This is a genomic window from Marinitenerispora sediminis (assembly GCF_003336425.1).
Classification (GTDB): domain Bacteria; phylum Actinomycetota; class Actinomycetes; order Streptosporangiales; family Streptosporangiaceae; genus Marinitenerispora; species Marinitenerispora sediminis.
Map to the genome: position 1 here is coordinate 1 of NZ_QEIO01000060.1, position 23,356 is coordinate 23,356.

Consider the following 23,356-nt stretch of genomic DNA (forward strand, 5'->3'; position numbering starts at 1 on the left):
CGTGTCGGGGGCGGGCGGGGACGCCCGTCAGGTGAGGTAGGGCGTGAGCAGCTGGTCGACCGGCGCGTGGTCGTCGGTGAGGACCCGACCGCGCTCGGTCCACGCCGCCACGCGCTCAGGGTCGGCGACCTCTCCCGGCTCGGCCAGGTCCGCGACCGCGGCGCGCAGCGCGCCGGTGTCGAGGGGGCGGTGCGCGGCCACGATGACGTGGTTGCCGCCGACCTCGTCGTCGAACCCGCCGCGGTCGGCGACCACCGCCACCTCGTCGAACACGGTGGCGATCGTGGCCACCTCGGCGGCGAGGAAGTCGCGGGGGCCGCGGTCGATCACGTTGACGACGTAGAGACCGTCGTCGCGCAGCGCCCGGTCGATCTCGGCGGTGAACTCGGCGGTGGCCAGGTGCCAGGGGACGCTCAGCCCGCCGAACGCGTCACCGACGACCACGTCGTAGCCGTCCGTGGCGGCCTCGGTGATGCCGATGCGGGCATCGCCCTCGCGCACGGTGAGCGCGGGCCCGGTGCGCAGCCCCAGCTCGGCGCGGGCGAGATCGGTGACGGCGGGGTCGACCTCCAGCACCTCGCTGGTGGATCCGGGGCGGGTCTCGGCGAGCCACCCGGGCATGGTGAACGCGCCGCCGCCCACGTGCAGTGTCTCCAGCGGGCGGTCGGCGGCGAGCGTGTCGATGGCCGCGCCGAACCACTGGGTGTAGGCGAACTCCAGGTGGGCGGGGTCGGCGGTGTCCACGTAGCCGTGCCGCAGGTCGTCCAGGAACAGCACCCGCCCGGTCGGGCGCTCGGGGTCGGGGGCCACCCGCGCGCAGTAGTAGGCGGTCTCGGCGTCGCACGGCGACGGGGTCCCGACGAGCAGGCCGGCGCCCAGGAGCGGCACGGCGGCCATGGCGGCCGTCGCGCGGCGGCCGCGCGGCAAGCCGTGGCGGAGCAGGAACAGCGCTCCCGCCAGCACGAGCGCGCCACCGGTGACGAGCAGCACGGCGGACACCGGCAGCGCGGCGATGAGGACGTAGCCGGTCAGGAACGTCCCGGCGAGTGCGCCGACCGTCCCCCACGCGCTGATCCGGCCGACGATGCTGCCGGTCTGGTCGAGGTCGGCCAGCTGGGTCTTGATGACCACCGGGGTGACCGCCGACAGCAGGGCGGCCGGGACAGCGATGCTCGCCGTCACCAGCACCAGGGCGGTAATGGGCCCCGCGCCGGTGAGGGGCGGGCCGAGGACGAGCACGACGGGCCGGGCGAGCATGGTCAGCCCGCCGCCGAGGATCAGCAGCGGCCCCAGCAGCCGGGCCGGCGGCAGGCGGTCCGCGGCGTCGCCGCCGAGCTTGCTGCCGAGCGCGATCGCCGCCAGGGCCACCCCGATGGCGGCGGTGTAGGTCTCCAGGGTGTCCCCGGCGTAGGGCGCGGCGAGCCGGGTGACCGTGACCTCCAGGACGAGGACGACGGCGGAGGAGAGGACGACGAGGACCGTGGCGAGGAACCGGTTCACGGATCCCGAGCGTAGCGGTGGCCGCACGCCGGCGGCGCCAGAGGCCGCCCGGGGCCGGCCTGCGGACCCGTGCGGCGGGCCCGGCTTCCGGCCGACCGGGTGCCGGCCCGGCTGGCCCGGTCCGGCGGCCGCTCCGCCAAGTCGCCCTTTCCGGCCGTGCTCCCGCCTGCTGGTGGGCGCGGACGGGCGGCGGACCCGTGCTGGCGGTCCGCCGGGCCGCGGGACGCGTGGTCAAGGGCGGGACTGGTCAGCGGCACGCGCCTCGCCGCGGTTCGCCAGCCCGGCGCAGCGCGCGGCGGACGTCCGGCCGCGTCGCGGCGCTGGGGCAGCACCGCGGTGGTCCGGCCGCGCGGCACGCGCCCGGATATGGCGGCACGGGGAGCCCTTGGGCCACGGGCGCAGGGCACCGCGACCGTGCGGGGCGGCGGTCTCCTGTCAGATAAGCCCTGGATCCGTTGACCGTGGACCGTTGACCGTGGATCGGTGTGCTGGTCAGCGGCCGGGGCGACCGGGCACCGCTGGACCGGCGCGCGGCCGAGCCGTCGCGTCCAGACCGCCGCGCTCAGTGTCGGCGTCCGCTGGGGGGCGCGCCCGGCCGGGCGTCGGGGGCGGTCCTCACGCACCCGGTCCCGCCCTTCGCCAGGGGCCAACCGGTCCAGCACTCCTCTGGCAGCGCCTCAGCCGCTGAGCGCGAGTTCCTGCGGCGAGTGGCCGGCGCCGGGGCGCGCGACGGGGTCGAGGGGGATGCCGCGGTCCCGCCAGCTGGTGACGTTGCGGGCCACGCGGACGAGGAGGTCGGCGGTGTGCGGGGCGGGGCTGGCCGGCCGGTGCGGGGAGATGAGCACGGCGGGGTGGCTGCGCAGCGGGCACTTCTCCCGGGCGTGCGGCTCCAGCGCCGGGATGGGGCCGGTGGCGACTCCGGCGAGCTTGCCGGAGTGCAGTGCGGTCAGCAGGTCGGCGCGGTCGGCGAGGAGGTGGCTGCCCGTGTTCACTAGGACGGCGCCGTCGCGCATGCCGGCGATGGCGGCGGCGTCGATGACGCCCGCGGTCTCCGCGGTGAGCGGGAGGTGCAGGGAGACGACGTCGCTGACGGCCAGTACCTCGCGCGGGGCGAGCGCCTCCACGCCGGGCGGCCACGACCCGCCCGCGAGGTCACCGCCGACGACCCGGGCGAAGAGCGGGGCGGCGAGCTGGGCGAGCCGGCGCGCGACGGGATCCAGGCCGTACAGGCCGAGGGTGAGGTCGCAGGGGCGGCGGGCTCCGGGGAGGTGGCCCGGCAGCGCCGCGGCGGCGCGCCTCAGCTGGGCCAGCGCGAGTGCCAGCGCATGGTGCGCCACCTGGTCGACCGCCACCTGCTGGGGTACCCGGGCGATCCACAGCCCGCGCCGCTCGGCGGCCGGGAGGTCGACGTTGCACGCGTCGGCGGCCATGGTCACGACGAGTCGGAGGCGGGGCAGCCGCTCCAGCAGCCCGGCGTCGATCTCGGCGTCGTGGACGACGAGCGCGGTCGCGTCGGCGGCCTCGGCGGCGATGCGCTCCGAATCCGTCGTGCCGAGCACCCGGACTCCGCAGCCCTCGCTGGTCAGCAGCTCCACCGCGGGGCCCGGGTCGAGGCGTCCGGTGTCCGTGATGACCACGTACGGATCAGTCACGAGCCACCTCCCAAAGGTCAACCATGAGTCGGTAATCCTGAAAACTACCCTTTGGTAGGCCGCGACAACAGTGGGCCGAAACCGGCCATCTTGGACATGGTGCGCGGGATTGCCACGACCAGGGCATTCGCTGGTAAAGAGCGGCACTTTGCGACCTGCGTCACATCACCAAAGGTGACATTGCGGGTCCGGTCCGCGAATGACTCCTTCCGGAGGATTGCGGCCCGTGGGCACAATTGGGCGACATCCCCCAACCAGAACAGGTGAACCGAGTGCGCGGGCTGGATCTCGACGCCACAGACGCGGCGATCGTGCGGGAACTGCAGAAAGACGGCCGGTTGGCCTTCGAGACACTCGCCGGGAGGGTCGGGCTCTCCCGGGCCGCGACCCGGCTCCGGGTGCGCCGGCTGCTGGAGACGGACGCGATCCGGGTGGTCGGGGTGGCGCACCCCGCGGCACGGGACATCGGCGCACTGGCGCACCTCTCGATCGACGCCACCGGACGCGCCGCACCGGTGGCGGCCGCCATCGCCGCCCTTCCCCGGGTGACGACGGTCAGCCTGGTCGCCGGCCCGTTCCCGCTCGTCGCCGAAGTGTGCGCCGCCGATCCCCCGGCACTGTCCCGCGGCATCGCCGAGGTGCGCGCGATACCGGGCGTGCGCGACGTCAACGCGATCTTCGCGACCGAGGTCGTCAAGGACCCCTACCACGGACCGCCGCATCCGCCGGGGATCGAGCTCGACAAGATCGACACCCAGCTGCTCGAACTGCTCGAACGCGACGGCCGGACCTCGTTCGCCGACATGGCGGGCGCGGTGGGGCTGTCCCCCGGAGCGGTCCGCGGGCGGGTGCTGCGGCTGATGGAGGCCGCCGTGGTGCGCGTCACGGCGCTGGTGCACCCCGTCGCCCTGGGCCTGGGGCGGCTCGGCGGCTTCGCCCTCCGGCTGGAGCGGGGCGGCGGCGAGGCGCTGACCGAGATCGCGTCCTGGCGGCGGATCAGCCACCTGACGCGCGGACTCGGCCGCGCCGACGGGGTCGGCATCGTCACCGCGGAGTCGCTGCCGGACCTGCACAGCACCTTCGAGCGCCTGCGGGCGGTCTCCGGGGTGCGGATCACCGAGACCTGGGTGCACACCGACCTGGTCAAGGAGCGGTACGAGATCCCGGTGGGGACGCGATGACCGAGACCTCCGCCCGCCCCGCGCTGCTGCCCCGCCCCGCGGAGGCCGCCTTCCACGGCGGTGCCGCGCTCACGCTGTCGGCCGCGACCGAGATCGCGGCGGACGCCGCCTCCGCCGGCACCGCCGCCTGGCTGCGCACGGAGCTCGGCGCCGCCACCGGCTGGCCGCTGCCGCCGCCCGCCTCCGGTGCCCTCCCGGGGGAGCCGCCGCCCCGGATCGTCCTCGCCGTCGACGCCGCCGCGGGGCTGGGCCCCGAGGGCTACCGGCTGCGCGTCGACGGCCGGGCCGCGCACGTCACCGGCCACGACCCGGCCGGAGTCTTCTACGGCGCCCAGACCCTGCGCCAGCTGCTGCCGCCGGCCGCCTACCGGCGCGCGCCGCTGGCCGCGCCCGTGTGGGAGCTGCCGCGGCTGGAGATCCAGGACCGCCCGCGGTTCCGGTGGCGCGGGTGCCTGCTCGACGTCGCCCGGCACTTCCTGCCCAAGCACCAGGTGCTCAGGTTCATCGACCTGCTGGCGATGCACAAGCTGAACGTGCTGCACCTGCACCTGACCGACGACCAGGGCTGGCGTCTGGAGATCGGGCGCTACCCCCGCCTCACCGAGGTGGGATCGTGGCGGCGGGAGAGCCAGGTGGGCGCGGGCCCGGCGGCGAGGTTCGACGGCCGGCCGCACGGCGGCTTCTACACCCAGGACGACATCCGGGAGATCGTCGGTTACGCGGCGGCCCGGCACATCACCGTGGTCCCCGAGATCGACGTCCCCGGCCACTCCCAGGCCGCCATCGCCGCCTACCCCTGGCTCGGGGAGAGCGGGGAGCTGGAGGTCGGCCGCGAATGGGGCATCATCGAGCACGTCCTGAACGTCAGCGACGCCACGCTGGACTTCTACCGCGACGTCTTCGACGAGGTCATGGAGCTGTTCCCGAGCGAGTACATCTGCGTGGGCGGCGACGAGTGCCCCAAAACCCAGTGGCGCGCCAGCGAGACCGCGCGGCGGCGGATGCGCGAGGAGGGGCTGGCCGACGAGGAGGAGCTGCAGAGCTGGTTCATCCGGCAGCTCGACGCGCACCTCACCGCGCGGGGCCGCCGGCTGCTGGGCTGGGACGAGATCCTGGAGGGCGGCCTGGCCCCGGGGGCGACGGTCGCCTCGTGGCGGGGCACCGAGGGCGGTGTGGCGGCGGCCCGCGCCGGCCACGACGTCGTCATGTGCCCCACGAGCACGGCCTACCTGGACTACCGGCAGTCGGCGTCGGACGAGGAGCCGATCCCGGTCGGCCACGTGCTGGGCGCGGCGGACGTCTACGCCGCCGAGCCCGTCCCGCCCGAGCTGACCCCGGAGGAGGCCGCGCACGTGCTCGGCGCCCAGGTGAACGTGTGGACGGAGCACATGGACTCGCCCCGAGCGGTCGACTACATGGTGTTCCCCCGGCTGCCCGCCTTCGCCGAGGTGGTGTGGTCGCACGGCGCGCGCGACTACGCGCGGTTCCGGCCCCGGTTGGAGGCGCACCTGGAGCGGTTGGACGCGCTGGGGGTCGAGTACCGCCCCATGGACGGGCCCCGGCCGTGGCAGCGCCGCCCGGGCGTACCCGGGCGGCGCTGAGCCGGCGGCGCGGTCACCGTGCCGGGCGGCGCCGCCCGGCACGGTGACCGGGGCGGGCGCGGCCCGCCGGGGTCACGCGGCGCCGCGCGCGGCGGTCTCCTCGGCGATGACCTTCAGCAGGACGTCGGGGTAGTCGGAGATGATGCCGTCGACCCCGTTGGCGATGGCCGTGCGCATGGCGGCCGGCTCGTTGACGGTGTAGACGAAGACCTGCAGGCCTTCGGCGTGCACCGCGTCCACGTAGCCGGCGTCGATCCGCGTGTGGCTCGGGTTGATCTGGTCGGCCCAGTCGGCGTAGGCCGGGATCTGGTCGCGGGGCACCACACCGAGCAGGCCGTGCGGGACGTCGGGCAGCAGGTCGTGGGAGATCCGGGCGGACTCCCAGTTGAAGCTCTGGATGATGAGCCGCGGCTCACGGCCCTGCGCGGCCGGGACCAGCCAGCGCGGGTTGCGTCGGAAGGTGTCGGCGACCTGGGCCTCGATCCCGGGGTACAGCTCGGGGGACTTCAGCTCCAGCATCAGGTTGAGGCGGTGCCGGCGGAGGGTGTCGAGGCCCTCCTGGAGGGTGGGGACGCGCTCGCGGCGGTAGGCCCGGTCGAACCAGGAGCCGGCGTCCAGGCGGCGGATCTCGGCGAGCGTGAAGTCGGCGACGCGGTAGGAGGCGCGGCCGGGGTAGACGGACGTGACGTTGGTGGTGCGGGTGAGGGTGGTGTCGTGCATCAGCACCAGGTGGCCGTCCTTGGTGCGCTGGACGTCCACCTCGACGGTCCGGGCGCCGCGCGCGTCCGCCTCCTCGATGGCGGCGAGCGTGTTCTCCGGCGCGTAGGCCGAGGCGCCGCGGTGGGCGACGGCCGTGATCGCGGTGCGATCGCCGCCGGAGCGGACGGCGTCCCGGTCGGCGGTGGACGCGGGAGCGGCCGCGGCCGCTCCCCCGCCCGCCACGAGGGCGAAGGTGAGCGTCGCCGCGACGAACCCCAGCCGTTTCAACATGGCACTCCCATCAGAGGTCAGCCTCACTGACCGTCCCAGGCTCAGCTCGCTCGGTTACCGCGAGGTGTCGAGCGGGCGAGGCATCGCTGCCGCCGCGGCGAACTCCGCCCGCGAAGGGGATGACGGCGCCCTCCGCGGCGACTCCGACTACGAGTTGTGAGTTTTTGGTGACTTACTGCGCTTTTCTTGGTGGTGACGCCGGTTACGACCGCACTCCGTACGACTAAGAACACTCTATGTAGTCATTCGTCGCACGAGAGGTCTCACATGCGCAAGCGGTACACAGGGTGGATCGCGATGACCGGTGCCGCGGCGGTGGCCGGAACGACGGCGTTCGGGGCGCCGGCGGTACTGGCGGCGGAGGACCCGCCCTCCGCCGCACCGGGGTTGCAGCAGGCGGCGGTGTCCTACGGGCTGGACGGCTTCGACGTCGGCTACCTCCCGCCGGGGCTGGACCGGCTCGGGATCGCCGCGCGGTCGGCGTCGGACGACGACGGCAACCGGGTCTCGCAGGTCTCCTGGAAAGCGGACGCCGGCGAGGTGCTCGCCAGGGTGTCGGTGCTGCGGCACGCTGGCATGGCCGACGTGGAGCAGTTCCGGGCCGCCGAATTCCCGCACCTCGATCCGGCGGCGCTGGAAGCCGTGGACAACAATGGACGCATTGCTTACCTTTCCCGGGCAACCGGTGAGCTGTTCTGGCTGGAGGACCCGGGCGTCGCGGTGGGCGTGTTCCTGCGCCCCGAGACGTGGCGGAGCGAGGAGCTGACCGCGATGGGCGCCGGTGTGCGGCCGCAGCGCACCGCGGTCGAGCTCCCGGACTTCTGGCCGCTCACCCTGCTGCCCCGGCCGGAGGCTCCCGCAGAGCCAGTCGAACCCGCTCCCGACACCGCACCGGCCCAGCCCGCGCCGGAACCCGCCGCCCCGGCTCCGGAGCAGGGAACCCAGAGCGCACCCCGGCCGACCGGGCCGGCCGCGGACGCGCCGCCGACCGAGCAACCCGCTCCTCAACCGGCGGCAGCGCAGTCACCCGCGGCGCCACCGGTGGAGCAGGCGCCCGCACCGCAGCCGGCGGAGCAGCCGGCGGCCCCCGAGGCGGACCCGGCGGCGCGTACGGCGGCGGAGTCGGCCGGCACCGCGCCGAACGGCGCGGCCGCAGCCGCCCGGCGCTGCCTCGTGGCGCATGTCACCGCGCCAGGCGGCGGCGGGGCGGTCGACGTCGCCCCGGAATCCGCCGCGGCGGCCGACCCGGGAGCGGCTCCGGCGGAACGGCTCCCGGGGCACGGCGACGCGGCCCGGACGGACGCGGTCGCGCTGTGCGCGGAACGGCTCGGTGTTCCCGCCGAGCAGGTCGACGACCTCGTCGTCACGCTGGCCCCGCCGCCGCTGGTGGAGCAGGTGCTCGGCATGGTGCGGGTCGAGGGGGAGACCGAGAACGCAGGTACCGCCGCGGCCGCGGACCCGCCGGCCGGCACGGGGGCGGCGCGGTCCACCGGCGGGGCCGGCGGGGAACCGGGCCCGGGGACGCGCCTGCCCTGGTCCTGACGCACGGCCGCGGGGGATCCGCTCACGGCGGATCCCCCGCCCCGCTTCAGGGGCGCCGCGGCACCGGCGGCCGGACGGTGCCGGTGACCTCGCCGAGGCTGATCGCCGCGCCGCCCATGCCGCGGGCGGTCCCGGTCACGGTCACGGTGTCGCCGTCCGCCAGGTAGCCCCGCGAGGTCCCGTCGGCGAGCGCCACCGGCTCCGCGCCGTCCCCGGTGCGCCCCAGCAGCGACCCCCGCTGGTCCCGCCGCGCGCCGGACACCGCGCCCGACCCGTACAGGTCGCCGGTGCGCAGCGCCGCGCCGTTGGCGGTCAGGTGGGCGAGCAGCTGGTCCCCGGTCCAGTACAGCTCCGCGCACGGCGGCCGCGAGACGGCGGTGCCGTTCACCCGCAGCTCCAGGGTGACGTCCAGTCCCCAGTCCGCGTTGCGCCGCAGCCGCTCCGGCGGCGCCGGCCGCTGCGCGCGCCCCGCGCGGCGCGCCGCCCCCAGCGCGTCCAGCGGGACCACCCACGGCGACATCGAGGTGGCGAACGACATGCCCTGGAAGGGGCCGAGCGGCTCCTCCTCCCAGTCGAGGATGTCGCGGGCGGTCCAGTCGTTGAGCAGCACGACGCCGAAGACGTGTTCGGCGAACTCCGAGATCGGCGCCGGCCGGCCGAGCGACGTCCCGCAGCCCACCACGAACCCGAGCCCCGCCTCGACGTCCAGCCGCTCACTCGGTCCGAACAGCGGGGCGCCGCCGTCCGGCGCCCGGCGCTGCCCCACCGGGCGGGGGACGTCACTGCCCGAGAGCAGCACGGATCCGGCCCGGCCGTGCCGCCCCAGCGGCCGGTGCGGCCAGCCGGGGGGCAGCGGCTCCGGCTCCTGGACCTCCGGCCGGCGGGCGCGCTCGACGTCGGCCGCGTGCTCGGCGGAGGCGCGGAACACGGCGTAGTCGGCGACCTGGAACGGCGGCCGCAGGACGGCCGATTCGAGGGGGACGAGATGCGGGCCGGTGGCCGCACGTCCGCTCTCGGAGTGGAGCAGCCCGGCGACCTTCGCCCGTGCCGCGCGCCAGGCCGCGGGCCCGCGTGCCATGAAGGGGTTCAGGCTGTCCGCGGCGAACACGGGGTCGCCGGACACTCCGGCCAGGTCCAGGACGTGGTCGCCGACGCGCACCCCGACGCGCGGCGGCTCACCGGGGCGCTCGAAGACCCCGTAGGGGAGGTTGTCGGTGCCGAACCCGCCGTCCTCGGCGGGGGCAGCGCGGCCGCCGGTCACGTGGGCCCTCCCCTCGCCCGCCGCAGCGCCTGCGGGTCGACGCCGCTTCTGGCAGCACGCGGACCGGGGCTCCCGCCGCGTGCGGGCGGGAGCGGCGGCCGGTCCGCGGGCGGCCGGCCGGATCCTCGGAGCGGCGGTGCTGCGGGCGGGCGGTGCGGCATCTCAGGCGCCTCCGGTTCGGCGGACGGTGGTCGGGGGCGGCCGGCCCGACCAGCGCCGGTACCGGCCCGAGGCCGCCCCTACCCCGAATCGCGGGCTCGGCACCTGCCCAGCCGCTGGCGGGCCGCCCGGCGGTCGGACCGCTGGGGGAAGCCGTCCCGGACCGCCGGCGTCCCCGATCGTCGGGCAGAGGCGGCGCGACCGCCCGCGGACGCCGCGAAGGTGCCGAGGACACGGACGTGGCGGCCGCTCCTGACGCCCTCGCTGGCCGCGCTCCGCGGACTCCAACCGCTGCCCTGCGTTCCCAGGCGGGGGCACGGACCGGACCGCGCCCGGCGGCGCGCCGCCCCGAGCCTGCGCGCCGGGGCACGGCCCGGGCGCGGTCCGAACGCCCGTGGCCGGCCCCCGCGCGTATCGAGCACCTCCGCCTCGCCGGCCCGTCCCCGCAGGCCGCGCCGAGGTCGTGCCCGACCGGCGCACCGCGCGCCCCACCCGCATCGGGAGCGAGGAAGCCGCCGCGGGCGACGCCCGTCCGCCCGTTCCGATGCGGGATGACACACCGCAGCCGGCGGCGAAGGCGCCCGCGGCCGGGTCCGCCACGGCAGGGGGGCGGCCGTCCGGACGTCGAAGCCCGCGGGGCCGGAAAGGCCCTGTCCCGGCTCGTTCGGCGGACGCCGCGCACCATCGGACCCCGGCGCCGCCGGTCCGACGGCCGCGGCCGGGCCGCTCCGGAAGCACGTGGCGGGCGCCGACTACGAACCAACCACCGGATTCTCCGGGCCGGTCCCCGTACCCGCTGCGACCGGCGGCAGTACACCGGTGGAGGGGCGAACCCGGGCCTCGCGGTGCGGGGCCAGCCGGTCCGTGCTCCGGGCAGTGTTCCCCGCGGTCTCGCTCTTCGCACGCCATGCCGACGCGGCGAGTCCCGTGGCCGCACCGGCCGGATCGCCGGCGCCCGCCACCGGCCCCGCACCGGCCGTGCGAGCCGCGCATCAGCACCCGGGCCGCGGCACCACCGGCGCGGGCCGTGCGGGCCGGCGCCGCCCTCGCCGCCCGGCTACCCCGCCGCCCGTGCGAGCCTCCGGGCCCGTTGCCGGTCGGGGTCGGGCACCGGGGCGGCGGCGAGCAGGGCCCGGGTGTAGGGGTGGTCCGGTTCGCCGAGGACCCGCGACGCCGGGCCGGACTCCACGATCTCGCCGCCGCGCATCACCGCGACGCGGTCGGCCAGCAGTTCGACCACCGCGAGGTCGTGGCTGATGAACAGGCAGCCGAATCCGAGCCGCCGCTGGAGGTCGAGGAAGAGGTCGAGGATCTCGGCCTGCACGGACACGTCGAGCGCGCTCGTGGGCTCGTCGGCGATGAGCAGCCGGGGTTCGAGGGCCAGGGCGCGCGCGATACTCACCCGCTGCCGCTGCCCGCCGGACAGCTCGTGCGGATAGCGGTCGCGCATGCCCGCCCCCAGCGCCACGCTGTCCAGCAGCTCCGCGACCCGGCCGGCCAGCGCCCGGCCTCGGCACACCCGGTGCATACGCAGCGGCTCGGCGACGGAGTCACCGACGGTCATGCGCGGGTCCAGGGAGGAGGCAGGGTCCTGGAAGACGATGCTGAAGTCGCGGCGCAGCGGGCGGAGCCGGCGGGCCGGCAGGCCTGTGACGTCGCGCCCCGCTATGTGGACGGTGCCCGACGTCGGGTGCTGCAGGGCCGCGGCGCACCGCCCCACAGTGGACTTGCCGGACCCGGACTCCCCCACCAGGCCGAGGACCTCGCCGGGGTCGACCCGCAGCGAGACGCCCCTGACCGCCCGCACGGCGCCGTACTCGACCACCAGGTCGCGCAGCTCCAGGGCGGCCGGCGGGTCCGCTTGCGCACCGTCCCGCTCCGGTCCGGCCGCCGGGCGGGCCCGGTCGGGAGCCCGCCCGGCGGCGCGGCCGAGGTGCGGGACGGCCGCGAGCAGCCGGGCGGTGTAGGGGTGCCGGGGCTCGGTGAGGACCTGCCGCACGTCGCCCTGCTCCACGATCTCCCCCCGGTACATGACCACGACGCGGTCCGCGAGGTCCGCCACCACGCCCATGTCGTGCGTGATGAGCACGATGGCGGTGCGCAGCCGGTCCCGCAGGTCGCGCAGCAGGTCGAGGATCTCGGCCTGCACCGTGACGTCGAGCGCGGTGGTCGGCTCGTCCGCGATGAGCACCTTCGGGTCGCAGGCGACCGCCATGGCGATGACCACCCGCTGCCGCTGCCCGCCGGAAAGCTGGTGCGGGTAGGCGCGCAGCGCGCGCCGGGCGTCGGGGATCCCGACAAGCTCCAGCAGCTCCCGGGCCCGGTCGCGGGCGGCCGGACGGGTCATGCCGAGGTGCCGCCGCAGCACCTCGGCCAGCTGCCAGCCGACCGTGAACACCGGGTTCAGGGCGGTCATCGGCTCCTGGAAGACGACGGCGACATCGTTGCCGCGCACCGACCGCATCCGCCGCTCGTCCAGGTCGAGCAGCTCGCGGCCGTCCAGGGTGATCGACCCGTCGACCCGTCCCGTGCGCGGCAGCAGCCCGATCGAGGAGAGCGCGCTGACGCTCTTGCCGGACCCCGACTCCCCGACCACGGCGACCACCTCGGCCGGGCGGACGTCGAAGGTGATCCCGGAGGTGGCACGCACCTCGCCGCCTCCGGTGGCGAACCGGACGGAGACGTCGGTGAAGCGCAGCACCGGAGCGTCCGGTCCCGGCGCGGCGGCGCCGTCCCCCTCACTCGGGCGGGTCGTGGTCATCGCCGGACTCCCTTCGGGTCGAGGGCGTCGCGCAGGGCGTCGCCGAGCAGGTTGAAGGCGAGCGTGACCGCCACGATCACCAGCCCGGGGAACACCACCAGCCACGGCGCCTGGGCGAAGAACGGTTGGGCGCTGGACAGCATGACACCCAGCGACGGCGTGGGCGGCTGCACCCCCAGCCCCAGGAAGGACAGCATGGCCTCGCCGATGACAGCCGCCGGGATCCCCACGGTGACCTGGACCAGCAGCGCGTTGGCCGCGTTGGGCAGCACGTGCCGGGCGAGCACCGCGGCGTCGCCGGCGCCGGCGGCGATCGCGCCGTCCACGAAGCTCTCGGCTGACAGCCGCAGGGTCTCGGCGCGCATCACCCGGATCACGGTGGGGATCTGGGCGACTCCGACCGCGATCGCCGCGTTGAGCAGCGACGGTCCGAGGATGGCCGCCAGCCCGACGGCGAGCACCAGGAACGGGAACGCCAGGAGCACGTCGGTGAGCCGTGAGACGACCGGGTCGACCCAGCGCCGGTAGTAGCCGGCCAGCAACCCCAGCGGCACGGCGACGACCACCGCCAGCAGCACCGCGAGCGCCGCCACGGTGAGCGAGGAGCGCAGGCCGTAGAGCACCCGCGAGAGCTGGTCGCGGCCGAGCTCGTCGGTGCCGAGCGGAGCGGACGGCGCCGGCCGCCCCATGACCTGCTCGAAGTCCACGGCGGCCGGGTCCTGGGGTGCCAGCACCGGGGCCAGCAGCGCGGCGGCCGTGAAACCCGCTACCAGGACCAGGCCGGCGAGGCCGGCCGGATCCCGCAGCAGCCGCCGCACCGCCCGGCCCCGGACGGCCGGCAGCGGGCCACCGGCCACCGGCGCACCCGTCGCGTCCACGCTCATCGCGCACCTCTTTCCGCTCCGCGGCCGCTCGGGGCGGACCGCACGCGGATACGCGGGTCGACCACCGAGTAGAGGAGGTCCACCGCCAGGTTGACCAGGATGTATCCGGCGGCGGTCACCATGACCGCGGCCTGGATGACCGGGAAGTCACGGGTGAAGACCGACTCGACCATGAGCCGGCCGAAGCCCGGCAGCACGAAGATCTGCTCGGTGACCACCGCCCCGGAGATGAGTCCGCCGAGCTGCAGACCGAGGATGGTCAGCACGGTGATCAGGCTGTTGCGCAGCGCGTGCACCAGCACCACGCGGTGCGGCGGCATTCCCTTGGCGCGGGCGGTGCGGACGTAGTCGGCGCCGAGCACCTCGATCATGGAGGAGCGGGTCTGGCGCATGATGACCGCCGCCAGCCCGGTGCCGAGCACGGTCGCGGGCATCACCATGCTGGCGAGGTTGCCGGCCGGCGACTCGGTCAACGGTACGAACCCCGACGCCGGCAGCCACCCGAGGACGACCGCGAACAGCAGCACGCCCATCAGCCCCATCCAGAAGTTGGGAATCGACATACCCAGCAGGGCGGCGGAGTTGGCCGCCCAGTCGGCGGGCCGGCCCTGGCGCACGGCCGCCACCACCCCGGTGGCGATGCCGATCAGCGCGGCGACGAGCAGGCTGAGCGCGGCCAGCTCCAGGGTGACCGGGATCCGGGTCCAGATGGTGTCCGCGACCGGCAGCCCGGTGCGCACGGACTCGCCGAAGTCGAGTCGTGCCATCCGGGCCAGCCACAGCAGGTACTGGACCGGCAGCGGCTGGTCGAGGCCGAGGCGTTCGCGGATCCCGGCCACGGTCGCCGGGTCCGGATCGTCGCCCGCGAGCAGCAGGGCTGGATCTCCGGGCATGGCGCGGACGCCGGCGAAGACGACCACCGAGACGAGGAGCAGCGTGAGCACCGACTGCGCCAGCCGGCCGAGCAGGTAGCGTCCCATCGGTTCACCGCCCCTTCTGCTCTGCGCCCGCCATGGGCTTCCCAGCACCGGCCATGGGAGGGGCCGCCTTCCGTTCACTCGCCACCGGGGAGGCCACTCCCCGTTCACACGCCACCGGAGGCTCCTCCTCCCGTTCACTCGCCACGGGAGGCTCCCCCCGCCACGTAGCCCGCGGTGCGGATGCGGACGATCCCGTCGGGGTACACGGTCACGCCGGCGACATCGGCGTCGTGTGCGGCGTAGATGCGGTTGCGGTACAGGTAGATGACGCTGTTGAAGTCGCGCAGCCGCGGGACCAGGTCCGCGTAGCGCTCGGTACGGCGCTCCGGGTCGGTCTCGGCGGCGGCCGCGCGGATCAGCGCGTCGGTCTCCTCGGTGGAGTGGCCGCTGTAGTTCTGCGCGCCGCCGGTGAGGTAGAACTGCGCGATGTTGCCGTCGGGGTCGGGCCGGCCCGACCAGCCCGAGACGTAGGCCTCGAAGTCCCCGGCGCGGGCGGCGTCGATCGAGGACGCGAACTCGGTGGGCCGCAACCGCACCGAGAAGCCGGTCTCCGCCGCCATGGCCTGCACCACCTGGCCGAGCCGGAGGTTGATCGGATCGTTCGGGACCATCAGCTCCACCGGGACTGGAGTGGCGGCACCGGTCTGCGCGACGAGCTCCCGCGCCCGGTCGGGATCGAACGGCGGGCACTCCTGGGTGCTGTCGGTGGCGAAGGCGCTGCTCGGCGGGATCGGACCGCACGCCGGCTGGTAGAGGCCGCTGAACACGACCTCGTTGACGGTCGCCCGGTCCAGGGAGAGGGCGAACGCCTCACGCAGCCGCGCGTCCTCGGCGAGGGCTCCCTCGGCCGGGCGGGCCGGCTCGCCGACCCCGTCGGCGTTGGCGATGTTGACCGAGATGCCCATGTACTGGACGGACGGCTGGTTGAGCAGCACCAGGCCGTCCTCGTTGGACACGGTGGCGACGTCGTCGGGGCCCACCTCGGTCATGACGTCGAGCTGGCCGGAGCGGAGGTTGGCCAGCCGGATGGTGTCGTCGGGGATCGCCCGGTAGACGAGGCGGTCCAGCGGGACCTCGTCGGCGGCGTAGTAGTCGTCGCTGCGCTCCAGGACGATGCGGTCCTGGGCTACCCGCTCCACGAACCGGAACGGGCCGACGCACACCGGGTCCCGGCCGAAGTCGTCGCCCAGTTCGTCGAGCCGGGCGGGTGAGAGGATCATGCCGGCGCGGTCGGCGAGGACCGCGGCCAGCGGCGCGTAGGGCCGGGACAGCTCCAGCCGCACAGTGCGGGCGTCGACCGCCGCCACCCGCTCGACCGGTTCGAGTTCGGTGGAGCGGACCGATCCCGGGAGTTCGCGGTGCCGGTCCAGGCTGGTCTTCACCGCCGCCGCGTCGAACTCGGTGCCGTCGTTGAACCGCAGGCCCTCGCGCAGGGGGATGGTGACGGTCAGGCCGTCGGCGGAGATCTCGGGCAGCTCGGCGGCGAGCTGCGGCACGACCTCCAGGTCTGCGTCGGTGTCGTACAGCTTCTCGCACATGCCGGCGAACACTTGGCGGCCGACCAGGGTGCTGGCCAGCGTGGGGTCGAGCACGTCGGGCTCGCTCTCCAGGCCGATCACGAGCTCCCCGCCCCGCTCGACGGGCGCGGAGACGACGCTGCGCTCCTCGTCCGCCGCCCGTTGCGGGTCGACCAGCGGAGCGCAGCCGGTCGCGGCGGCCACCGCCAGCACCACCGCCAGGGCCGCCGCCGGCGCGCCGGCGCGCGGCCGCCCCCGGTTCCGGCGCCGCCCCGGTCTCCTCGTCGCGCGCGGCGACATCGGCACACGCCTCACGCCCGCATCACCCCCAGTGGCCCCGGAGACCGGCATGGCGCCGGGCCGGTGGCCGAGCTCACCCGTTCGGTGGTCCGGAACGCTACCGCGTGTTTGGGCTATGGCATACAGTGTTCACAAAAGTCATAAAAAGGTAACGTGGCACCAAAGACCCCATTCATCGCTCTGGCACCGCAGACCTGGAGGCTGTCCCCCCATGCCCAACTTCACCACCCGGCCGGAGCTCCGCGGCAACGTCGGCATGGTGGCGTCCACGCACTGGCTGGCCAGCGCCGCCGGGATGGCCGTCCTGGAGCGCGGCGGCAACGCCTTCGACGCCGCCGTGGCCACCGGGTTCACCCTCCAGGTGGTCGAGCCGCACCTCAACGGCCCCGGCGGTGAGGTGCCGATCATCTTCCAGGCCGCCGGAGGCAGCCCCACCGTGCTGTGCGGCCAGGGGCCGGCGCCGGCCGCCGCCACCCCGGAGGCGTTCACGGGGGTGGACCGGATCCCGGGCAGCGGGGTGCTGCCGGCCTGCGTCCCCGGCGCTTTCGACGCGTGGCTGCTGCTGCTGCGCGACCACGGCACGATGCCGCTGCGGGAGGTGCTGGCGGCCGCGATCCACTACGCGCGGCGCGGCTACCCGCTGGTCCCGCAGATCACCGCCAAGATCGACTCGGTGCGCGAGGTGTTCGCGACCCTGTGGCCGTCCTCCGCCGCGCTCTACCTGCGCGGCGGCGCCGCCCCGTCCGCCGACTCCCTGCAGACCAACCCGGCGCTGGCCGACACCTACCAGCGGATCGTGGACGAGGCGGAGCGCGCCGCGCGCACCCGCGAGGGCCAGATCGACGCCGCGCGGCGGTTCTGGCGGGAGGGCTTCGTCGCCGAGGCCATCGTCGACTTCCTCGCCGCCGAGATCCCCGACGGCACCGGGGCCGCGCACCGCGCCCTGCTCACCGGCGACGACCTCGCCGGCTGGCGGGCCCGCTACGAGGAACCGGTGAGCATCGACTACGCCGGCCACACCGTGCACAAGACCGGCCCGTGGGGCCAGGGGCCGGTGTTCCTCCAGCAGCTGCGGCTGGCCGAGGCACTGGGCACGCGCGGGGCCGACGTGCTGTCGGCGGAGTTCACGCACCTCGTCGCCGAGGCCGCCAAGCTCGCCTTCGCCGACCGCGAGGCCTGGTACGGCGACCCCGACTTCACCGACGTCCCGCTGGCGGCGCTGCTGTCCGCGGAGTACGCCGCGCAGCGGGCCGCCCTGGTGGACGGGCACGCCTCGCTCGACCTGCGGCCGGGGTCCCCGGACGGGCGCGACCCGTACCTGCCCGAGCTGCGGCCGGTCGGCAGCACCGAGCTGGACGCCCGCACCGGGGGCGAGCCCACGGTGGACCGCGCCGGCGAGCAGCGCGGCGACACCTGCCACCTCGACATCGTGGACGCGCACGGCAACATGGTCTCGGCCACGCCGAGCGGCGGCTGGCTGGCGAGCTCGCCCGTGATCCCGGCCCTGGGGTTCCCGCTGGGTACGCGGGGGCAGATGTTCTGGCTGGACCCCGCCAGCCCCAGCGTGGTGGCGCCGGGCAAGCGCCCGCGCACCACCCTGACCCCGACGCTGGTGACCCGCGGCGACGAGGCCGTCATCGCCCTGGGCACCCCGGGCGGCGACCAGCAGGACCAGTGGTCGCTCACCTACTTCCTGCGCCTCGTGCACGGCGGGATGAACCTGCAGGAGGCCGTCGACGCGCCGATGTTCCACACAAACGCGTTCCCCAGCTCCTTCCACCCCCGCGAGACCGCGCTTGGCGAGCTCGTGGTCGAGGACCGGATCGGCGCGGAGGCCGTGGCAGAACTGCGCCGGCGCGGCCACCGGGTCGTGGTCTCGGAGGCGTGGTCGCTGGGACGGCTCTCGGCGGTCGCCCGGGACCCCGAGTCGGGGGTGCTGCGGGCCGCCGCCAACCCGCGCGGGATGCAGGGTTACGCCGTCGGGCGGTAGCGGTCCGGACCTCGGACGGCCGGGGCGGGCCCGGTCCGGCCGTCCGACGACGGGCCCCGGCACCCCGAAATACCCGACGAAGACCGCGATCAGTGGCGTATCACCCGCATTCGCCACACAAATCGACATTCTTCGCAAATCACTGCTTCCGCAGCGCCGTCGTCCGCACAGGAGCTCCGGACGCCCGGAGACCCGTCCGCCAGCGGACGGCCTCGCGACCCCCACGGGAGGCACCGCACGGGACGCTGACCAGGAGGTGGCGCGGACACGGCCGGTGAGCCGCCGTACTCCGTGAGCGAGGGAAATCGTGGTGGTTTTGCGGCAATAAACCGCCATTTCGTGCTGTATCGAGCCAGATACCCGGATGTAGCTGGTTCTCGATACTCCCCTTGCCAAAAGAACCGCTCGCTGCTTATCTTGACGCGAAAGAAATCGCCGTTCCATTCTCCAGGACGCCGCGCGATAACCGAATAGCCCCACGCAGGGCCGTGTTCACTGACACCCCCTCCCTCAGTGAGGCACCCTGCTCCCCTCTCCTGCCGAGCCGGCCATCCCCTCCCGGTCGGCCCGGGCCAGGAGACAGAGGGGGCCACGCCGGCGCGGCGCGGCCCCCTCGCCCGTCATCCGGCGCTCCGGCGCCCTTCCGCGGTGCCAGCCGGCCGCCGGCGCCCCGAGCCCGGCCATGCGCCGGAGCGCACCAGCCGCCAAGCGTCCGGGAGCTGCCCGGCGGGGTGCCCGGCCGCTCCCCGGCCGGATCGGCCGAGCGGGGCAGCGATCAGCGCGGATCCGCACAACACGCACCCCGGGGGCCGCGCGGACCCGCACGGCGGTCAGCACCCCGGCGGTGACATGGAGTCGCGGCGAGTGCTCGGGGCCGCCGCCGGACGCCCTGCGGCGCGCCGGCGGCCGGCGCCGCTCAGTCGGCGATGCGGACCCGCACCACGCCGGCCATCCGGTCCGTGCGGACCTCGGTCACCTTGACCACGTCGCCGGAGCGCGGGGCCTCCAGCATCATGCCGTCGCCCAGGTAGATCGCCACGTGCGAGATGTAGTCGGGGGCGGTCGGGTCGGTCCGCCAGAAGATCAGGTCGCCGCGCCGGGCGTCGGCGAAGTCGACGTGCTCGCCGGCCCACCACTGGTCGTGCGTCACCCGCGGCACCGCGACCCCGGCCTCGGCGAACGCCCACTGCACGAGACCCGAGCAGTCGAAGGAGTCCGGGCCCTCGGCACCCCACACGTAGGGCAGGCCGAGCCGGGACTCCGCGGCGGCGATCATCTCCTCGATGGCGGAGTCGGCGACCGGGTCGCCCTCGGCGTCGCTGGGCCGCGGCTCCGGATCCTCGGCGAGCAGCTGGAGGCCCGCGTCGTCGCCGAGGACCTCCTGGAGCCGGTCGCGCAGCTCCCAGAGGTCGGCGTCGGGCGCGGAGATGATGACGCCGTTGCCGCGCGGGAAGCCGAGCTCCCGCGCCGCCGAACGCGAGACGAGGCCGTCGATGCCGGCCACCCCGGAGGTGGCGTGCGTCCACACCTCCTTGTCCACCTCGCCGCGGCCGCCGGCCACCGTGACGGTGCTGCCCACGTCGAGGTCGCGCTGCTTGCCGACGTCGTTGGACAGCGCGATGCGCCCCTCGGCGACCCCCTGCCAGATCTCGTCGGAGCGCGCCGAGGGCGCCGGAGCGTAGTTGCGGAACGTCGAGGGGTCCACGCCGAGCACCGACGTGGGCTCGCCGTCGATGGTGACCCGGGCCGCGTCGACGACCTCCACGGCCGCCACCCCGTCGAGGTCCGCGATGCGCTGGAGGGTGCGCCGCGGCAGCGTGGTGGGCGCCACCGCGAAGTACTCCCGCGAGAGCGCCGCGCGGAACGGCGCGACGTCGACGTCGCCGGAGAGCGCATCCGGGTCGGCGACCTCGGGGGAGGCGCCGTCTCCGGGCGACTCGCCGGAGGGCCGGGCGGACGGCCCCTGGTGGGAGACCGGCGGCCGGTCCGCCACCCGGGGGGTGGGGTCCGCCCAGGCGGGGCCCGCCCCCAGCGCTCCGAACGCCACCGCGACGACCATGGACGTACCGCACGCCGTCAGACGATGCCGCACCGCCTACCTCACCTTCGCCGGACCGGAGTCGACCGGGTACCAGCATCGGGGCAAAGCCCCCGTGTTTCAAGCGAACCCGGCGTTAACAGCCAACAATTGGCGGACGTCGGGCGCACCGGCCAGCACCGTCAGGCGTCGGCGTAGCAGCGCACCACGGAGATGTCCAGCGGGAACCGCACCTCCGTGCTCTCGAACAGCAGCCGGCGGGTCTCCTCCGCGGACGCGGTCAGCACCTCCACGGCGGCGGCGGCGAGCGAGCAGGGGACGTGCAGGACCAGCTCGTCGTGCTGGAAGAACACGAGCTGCGGGGCTCCGTGGGCGGTGTCGAGCTCGCGGAGCCGGCGCCGGACCGCCGCCATGAACACCAGCGCCCACTCCGCCGCGGTGGCCTGGATGACGAAGTTGCGGGTGAACCGGCCGCGCTCGCGCGCCAGCCGGGCGCCGTCCGGGGTACCGCCGGCGGCGGGGGCGGTCTCGGCCGCGGGGTCGCCGTAGACGATGCGCCGCCACGTCGGCGAGGGCGGCGGGCAGGTGCGTCCCAGCCACGACCGGACCAGCTCCCCCTGCTCGCCGGCGCGGGCGGCGGCGTCCACGTAGGCCAGGGCCGTCGGGAAGTTGCGCCGCATGGTGCGCAGCAGCGGGGCGGCGTCGCCCGAGGTCTGGCCGTACATGGCGGCCAGCAGCCCGATCTTGGCGCGTTCGCGGTCGCCGTTGAAGAGGGGCGCCAGTCTCGCGTAGAGGTCCTCGCTGCCGGCCGCCGCGGCGAGCGCGCGGTCGCCGGAGACCGCGGCGAGGATGCGCGGCTCCAGCTGGCCGGCGTCGGCGGTGACCAGGGTCCAGTCGGGGTCGGCGCGGACCGCGCGCCGCACCACCTTGGGGATCTGCAGCGCGCCGCCGCCGCGCGTCGCCCACCGGCCCGAGACCACGCCACCGACCACGTAGTCGGGCCGGAACCGGCCGTGCCGCACCCAGGTGTCCAGCCAGGCCCAGCCGTGCGCCGAGTGCAGCCGGGCGAGCTCCTTGTAGCGGAGCAGCAGCGGCACCACCGCGTGGTCCACCTGCCGTAGGTCGTGCGAGCGGGTGGAGGGGACCGGATGCCCGATCGCGGCGAACGCCTTCATGAGCTGCGGCGGGGAGTCGGGGTTGACCGGCCGCCCGAACTCGGCGGAGATCCGCTCGGCGAGGTCGGCGAGCACTGGCGGCCGCATGCCGCCGGGCGGCCGCGCGCCCAGCTGCTCGCTGAGCAGCTGGTCGTGGACGTCCATCCGCCACGGGATGCCGTCGTGGGCCATCTCGATCGCCGCGAGCGCGCCGGCGGACTCCACCGCGGCGAGCAGCGCGAACCGGTCGGGGGCGGGGAGCTCGGCGATGCGGCGCTGCTGGTCGGCGTGCACCTCGACGAGCGCGGTGAGCCGGTCGACGTCGGGCGGCAGCGTGCTGCGGTCGGGCTCGAACAGCGCCTCCTGGACGTCGATCCCGGCCGAGGTCTGGGGCGCCGCGAGGTCGGCCGGGACATCGCGGCCGTGCAGCCGCGCCCACGCGGCCCCCAGCGACCGCGCCTCGCCGAACCGGCCGTGGTAGCCGAGCAGCAGCGCCTCGACGAGGGTGACGTCGTGGCAGCGGCTGATGCGCAGGGCGTGCTCGATCAGCGGCGGGTAGACCTCGTCGGTGGCCGCCCAGATCCACCGGGGCGGCTCGGCGGAGTGCTTCTCGTAGTCGGCCACCGCGCCGGCGAGGTCGCTGACCCGCCAGAGGCTGCCCTGGGACACGCCGTCAGCCCCGAGTTCACGGAGCCGCCCCCCGCCCTCTCCGTCGGAGACCACAGCGATGCGCATACCACCAGTGTGCCCGTGCACAGTGACAAAACGCCTGTTCACCGCGCAAGGTCAGCCGAAACGCCGGGGCGTCCGCCGGAACCGCGCGGCTGACCGGAGGGGGTGTCAGCCGCCGACCGTGTCGAGGCGCACCGGGTTGGCGAGCGGCTCGCCCGCGGCCCACCGCCGCAGCTGCTCGTCGACGAACCGCCGGGCGCGCGGGTAGAACGTCGCCGAGCCGCCGGCGACATGCGGCGTCACGAACACGCCGGGGGCCGTCCAGAGCGGATGGTCGGCGGGCAGCGGCTCGGGGTCGGTGACGTCCAGTGCCGCGCGGATCCGGCCCTTCTCGGCGAGCAGGGCGCCGGTGTCGAGCACGGGGCCGCGACCGACGTTGACCACCAGGGCGTCGTCGCGGAGCAGGGCGAGCTCCGTGGCCCCGATGAGGCCCGTCGTCTCGGGCGTGTGCGGCGCGACGACCACCACGATGTCGGCCTCGGGGAGCAGGCCGTGCAGGTCGGCGATGCCGTGCACCTCTTGGTCGGGGCGCGGCCGGCGGGCCACTCGGACGGCTTCGGCCTCGAAGGGGCGCAGCCGGTCCTCGATCGCCGCGCCGATGCTGCCGTAGCCGACGATGAGCACCCGCGCGTCGGCCAGCGAGCGGGTGTAGTGCGGCCGCCACACCCGGCGGCGCTGGTCGTCGGCCCACCGGGGCAGTTCCCGCTGGGCGGCGAGGATCAGCGCCAGGGCGTGCTCGGCGGTGCTGGCGTCGTGCAGTCCGCGGCCGTTGTGCAGCGCCGCGCCGTCGGGAAGCACGTCGAGTACGTGCTCGTATCCGGCGGTGAGGAGCTGGGCGGCCCGCAGCCGCGGCATCCGGGGCAGCAGGTCGGCGGCGTGCCGGCGCCCGTAGGGGAGCACGTACAGCACCACGTCGGACAGGTCTCCGGGCGGCGGCGCGTCACCGTCGTAGACGTCCACGCGCAGTCCGGCCGGGGCGTTCGCCCGGTTCTGCTCCCACGGTACGAGCACCCGTCCGTCCACGCCGCCCCCGTTTCGCCCAACGTCGTCGCCGGTCCCCGGCCGGCACGAACCTACCAGCCGCTCCGCGGCGCGCCCCGGCCCCGGGTCGCGG

General features: G+C 75.4%; 16 protein-coding genes. 5 read left to right on the forward strand and 11 right to left on the reverse strand.

The window, feature by feature from the left end; genetic code table 11:
• Positions 1-27: 27 nt before the first annotated feature.
• Entirely contained in the window at positions 28-1,500 is a 1,473-nt protein-coding gene (locus DEF28_RS13555; RefSeq protein ID WP_114398620.1) for a fused MFS/spermidine synthase, read from the reverse strand.
• 677 nt (positions 1,501-2,177) lie between these two features.
• Complete coding sequence (locus tag DEF28_RS13560) at positions 2,178-3,152, reverse strand: NAD(P)-dependent oxidoreductase (protein ID WP_158562818.1); 975 nt, start codon at positions 3,150-3,152, stop codon at positions 2,178-2,180.
• A gap of 272 nt (positions 3,153-3,424) precedes the next feature.
• Between DEF28_RS13560 and DEF28_RS13565 the strand changes: the two genes are divergently transcribed.
• Positions 3,425-4,333 carry an Lrp/AsnC family transcriptional regulator gene (locus tag DEF28_RS13565; RefSeq protein WP_114398618.1) on the forward strand — a complete coding sequence of 303 codons (909 nt, stop codon included), beginning with the start codon at positions 3,425-3,427 and terminating at the stop codon, positions 4,331-4,333.
• Entirely contained in the window at positions 4,330-5,934 is a 1,605-nt protein-coding gene (locus tag DEF28_RS13570; protein ID WP_114398617.1) for a beta-N-acetylhexosaminidase, read from the forward strand. Before DEF28_RS13565 ends, DEF28_RS13570 begins: the two co-directional genes overlap by 4 nt.
• A 72-nt stretch (positions 5,935-6,006) precedes the next feature.
• Here the strand turns inward: DEF28_RS13570 and DEF28_RS13575 are convergent, their stop codons facing one another.
• Positions 6,007-6,924 carry a glycerophosphodiester phosphodiesterase gene (locus tag DEF28_RS13575; RefSeq protein ID WP_114398616.1) on the reverse strand — a complete coding sequence of 306 codons (918 nt, stop codon included), beginning with the start codon at positions 6,922-6,924 and terminating at the stop codon, positions 6,007-6,009.
• On the opposite strand from DEF28_RS13575, the gene DEF28_RS27545 reads away from it, so the two are divergent.
• Positions 6,923-7,084: a hypothetical protein gene (locus tag DEF28_RS27545; protein WP_158562820.1), complete on the forward strand. Its 162-nt coding sequence runs from the start codon at positions 6,923-6,925 to the stop codon at positions 7,082-7,084. The two genes, DEF28_RS13575 and DEF28_RS27545, sit on opposite strands and share 2 nt — an antisense overlap.
• 137 nt (positions 7,085-7,221) lie before the next feature.
• Positions 7,222-8,466, forward strand: coding sequence for a hypothetical protein (locus DEF28_RS27285; protein WP_147281064.1), 1,245 nt, complete (start codon positions 7,222-7,224; stop codon positions 8,464-8,466).
• 46 nt (positions 8,467-8,512) lie between these two features.
• Here DEF28_RS27285 and DEF28_RS13590 read toward each other — a convergent pair whose 3' ends face one another.
• The 5 genes from DEF28_RS13590 to DEF28_RS13610 form a co-directional block, all read right to left on the reverse strand.
• Entirely contained in the window at positions 8,513-9,727 is a 1,215-nt protein-coding gene (locus DEF28_RS13590) for a fumarylacetoacetate hydrolase family protein (protein WP_114398614.1), read from the reverse strand.
• 1,216 nt (positions 9,728-10,943) lie between these two features.
• A complete protein-coding gene (locus DEF28_RS13595) occupies positions 10,944-12,647 on the reverse strand; it encodes an ABC transporter ATP-binding protein (protein ID WP_114398613.1) in 1,704 nt (567 codons plus the stop codon).
• On the reverse strand, positions 12,644-13,531 hold the full coding sequence (locus tag DEF28_RS13600; RefSeq protein WP_114398612.1) for an ABC transporter permease: 888 nt from the start codon (positions 13,529-13,531) through the stop codon (positions 12,644-12,646). The genes DEF28_RS13595 and DEF28_RS13600 overlap by 4 nt, the downstream gene beginning before the upstream one ends.
• Positions 13,528-14,511, reverse strand: a complete 984-nt coding sequence (locus DEF28_RS13605) for an ABC transporter permease (protein ID WP_114398611.1) — start codon at positions 14,509-14,511, stop codon at positions 13,528-13,530. Before DEF28_RS13605 ends, DEF28_RS13600 begins: the two co-directional genes overlap by 4 nt.
• Before the next feature lie 134 nt (positions 14,512-14,645).
• Positions 14,646-16,232 (reverse strand): ABC transporter substrate-binding protein, encoded by a 1,587-nt coding sequence (locus tag DEF28_RS13610; protein WP_199493275.1) that lies wholly within the window; start codon positions 16,230-16,232, stop codon positions 14,646-14,648.
• A gap of 307 nt (positions 16,233-16,539) precedes the next feature.
• Between DEF28_RS13610 and DEF28_RS13615 the strand changes: the two genes are divergently transcribed.
• A complete protein-coding gene (locus tag DEF28_RS13615) occupies positions 16,540-18,318 on the forward strand; it encodes a gamma-glutamyltransferase family protein (protein WP_114398609.1) in 1,779 nt (592 codons plus the stop codon).
• A gap of 916 nt (positions 18,319-19,234) precedes the next feature.
• Here the strand turns inward: DEF28_RS13615 and DEF28_RS13620 are convergent.
• The 3 genes from DEF28_RS13620 to DEF28_RS13630 form a co-directional block, all read right to left on the reverse strand.
• Positions 19,235-20,410, reverse strand: a complete 1,176-nt coding sequence (locus tag DEF28_RS13620; RefSeq protein ID WP_233515284.1) for a C40 family peptidase — start codon at positions 20,408-20,410, stop codon at positions 19,235-19,237.
• Between the two features lie 128 nt (positions 20,411-20,538).
• Positions 20,539-22,245: a bifunctional 3'-5' exonuclease/DNA polymerase gene (locus DEF28_RS13625; RefSeq protein ID WP_114398607.1), complete on the reverse strand. Its 1,707-nt coding sequence runs from the start codon at positions 22,243-22,245 to the stop codon at positions 20,539-20,541.
• A gap of 105 nt (positions 22,246-22,350) precedes the next feature.
• Positions 22,351-23,265 (reverse strand): 2-hydroxyacid dehydrogenase, encoded by a 915-nt coding sequence (locus DEF28_RS13630; RefSeq protein WP_114398606.1) that lies wholly within the window; start codon positions 23,263-23,265, stop codon positions 22,351-22,353.
• Between the last annotated feature and the right edge of the window lie 91 nt (positions 23,266-23,356).

Excerpts from the sequence above, each read along its gene's own strand:
- DEF28_RS13570 (WP_114398617.1), top strand. The coding sequence starts at position 4,330 with ATGACCGAGACCTCCGCCCGCCCCGCGCTGCTGCCCCGCCCCGCGGAG.
- DEF28_RS27545 (WP_158562820.1), top strand. The coding sequence starts at position 6,923 with ATGGCACTCCCATCAGAGGTCAGCCTCACTGACCGTCCCAGGCTCAGC.
- DEF28_RS13575 (WP_114398616.1), bottom strand. The coding sequence starts at position 6,924 with ATGTTGAAACGGCTGGGGTTCGTCGCGGCGACGCTCACCTTCGCCCTC.
- DEF28_RS27285 (WP_147281064.1), top strand. The coding sequence starts at position 7,222 with ATGACCGGTGCCGCGGCGGTGGCCGGAACGACGGCGTTCGGGGCGCCG.
- DEF28_RS13595 (WP_114398613.1), bottom strand. The coding sequence starts at position 12,647 with ATGACCACGACCCGCCCGAGTGAGGGGGACGGCGCCGCCGCGCCGGGA.
- DEF28_RS13600 (WP_114398612.1), bottom strand. The coding sequence starts at position 13,531 with ATGAGCGTGGACGCGACGGGTGCGCCGGTGGCCGGTGGCCCGCTGCCG.
- DEF28_RS13605 (WP_114398611.1), bottom strand. The coding sequence starts at position 14,511 with ATGGGACGCTACCTGCTCGGCCGGCTGGCGCAGTCGGTGCTCACGCTG.
- DEF28_RS13615 (WP_114398609.1), top strand. The coding sequence starts at position 16,540 with ATGCCCAACTTCACCACCCGGCCGGAGCTCCGCGGCAACGTCGGCATG.
- DEF28_RS13625 (WP_114398607.1), bottom strand. The coding sequence starts at position 22,245 with ATGCGCATCGCTGTGGTCTCCGACGGAGAGGGCGGGGGGCGGCTCCGT.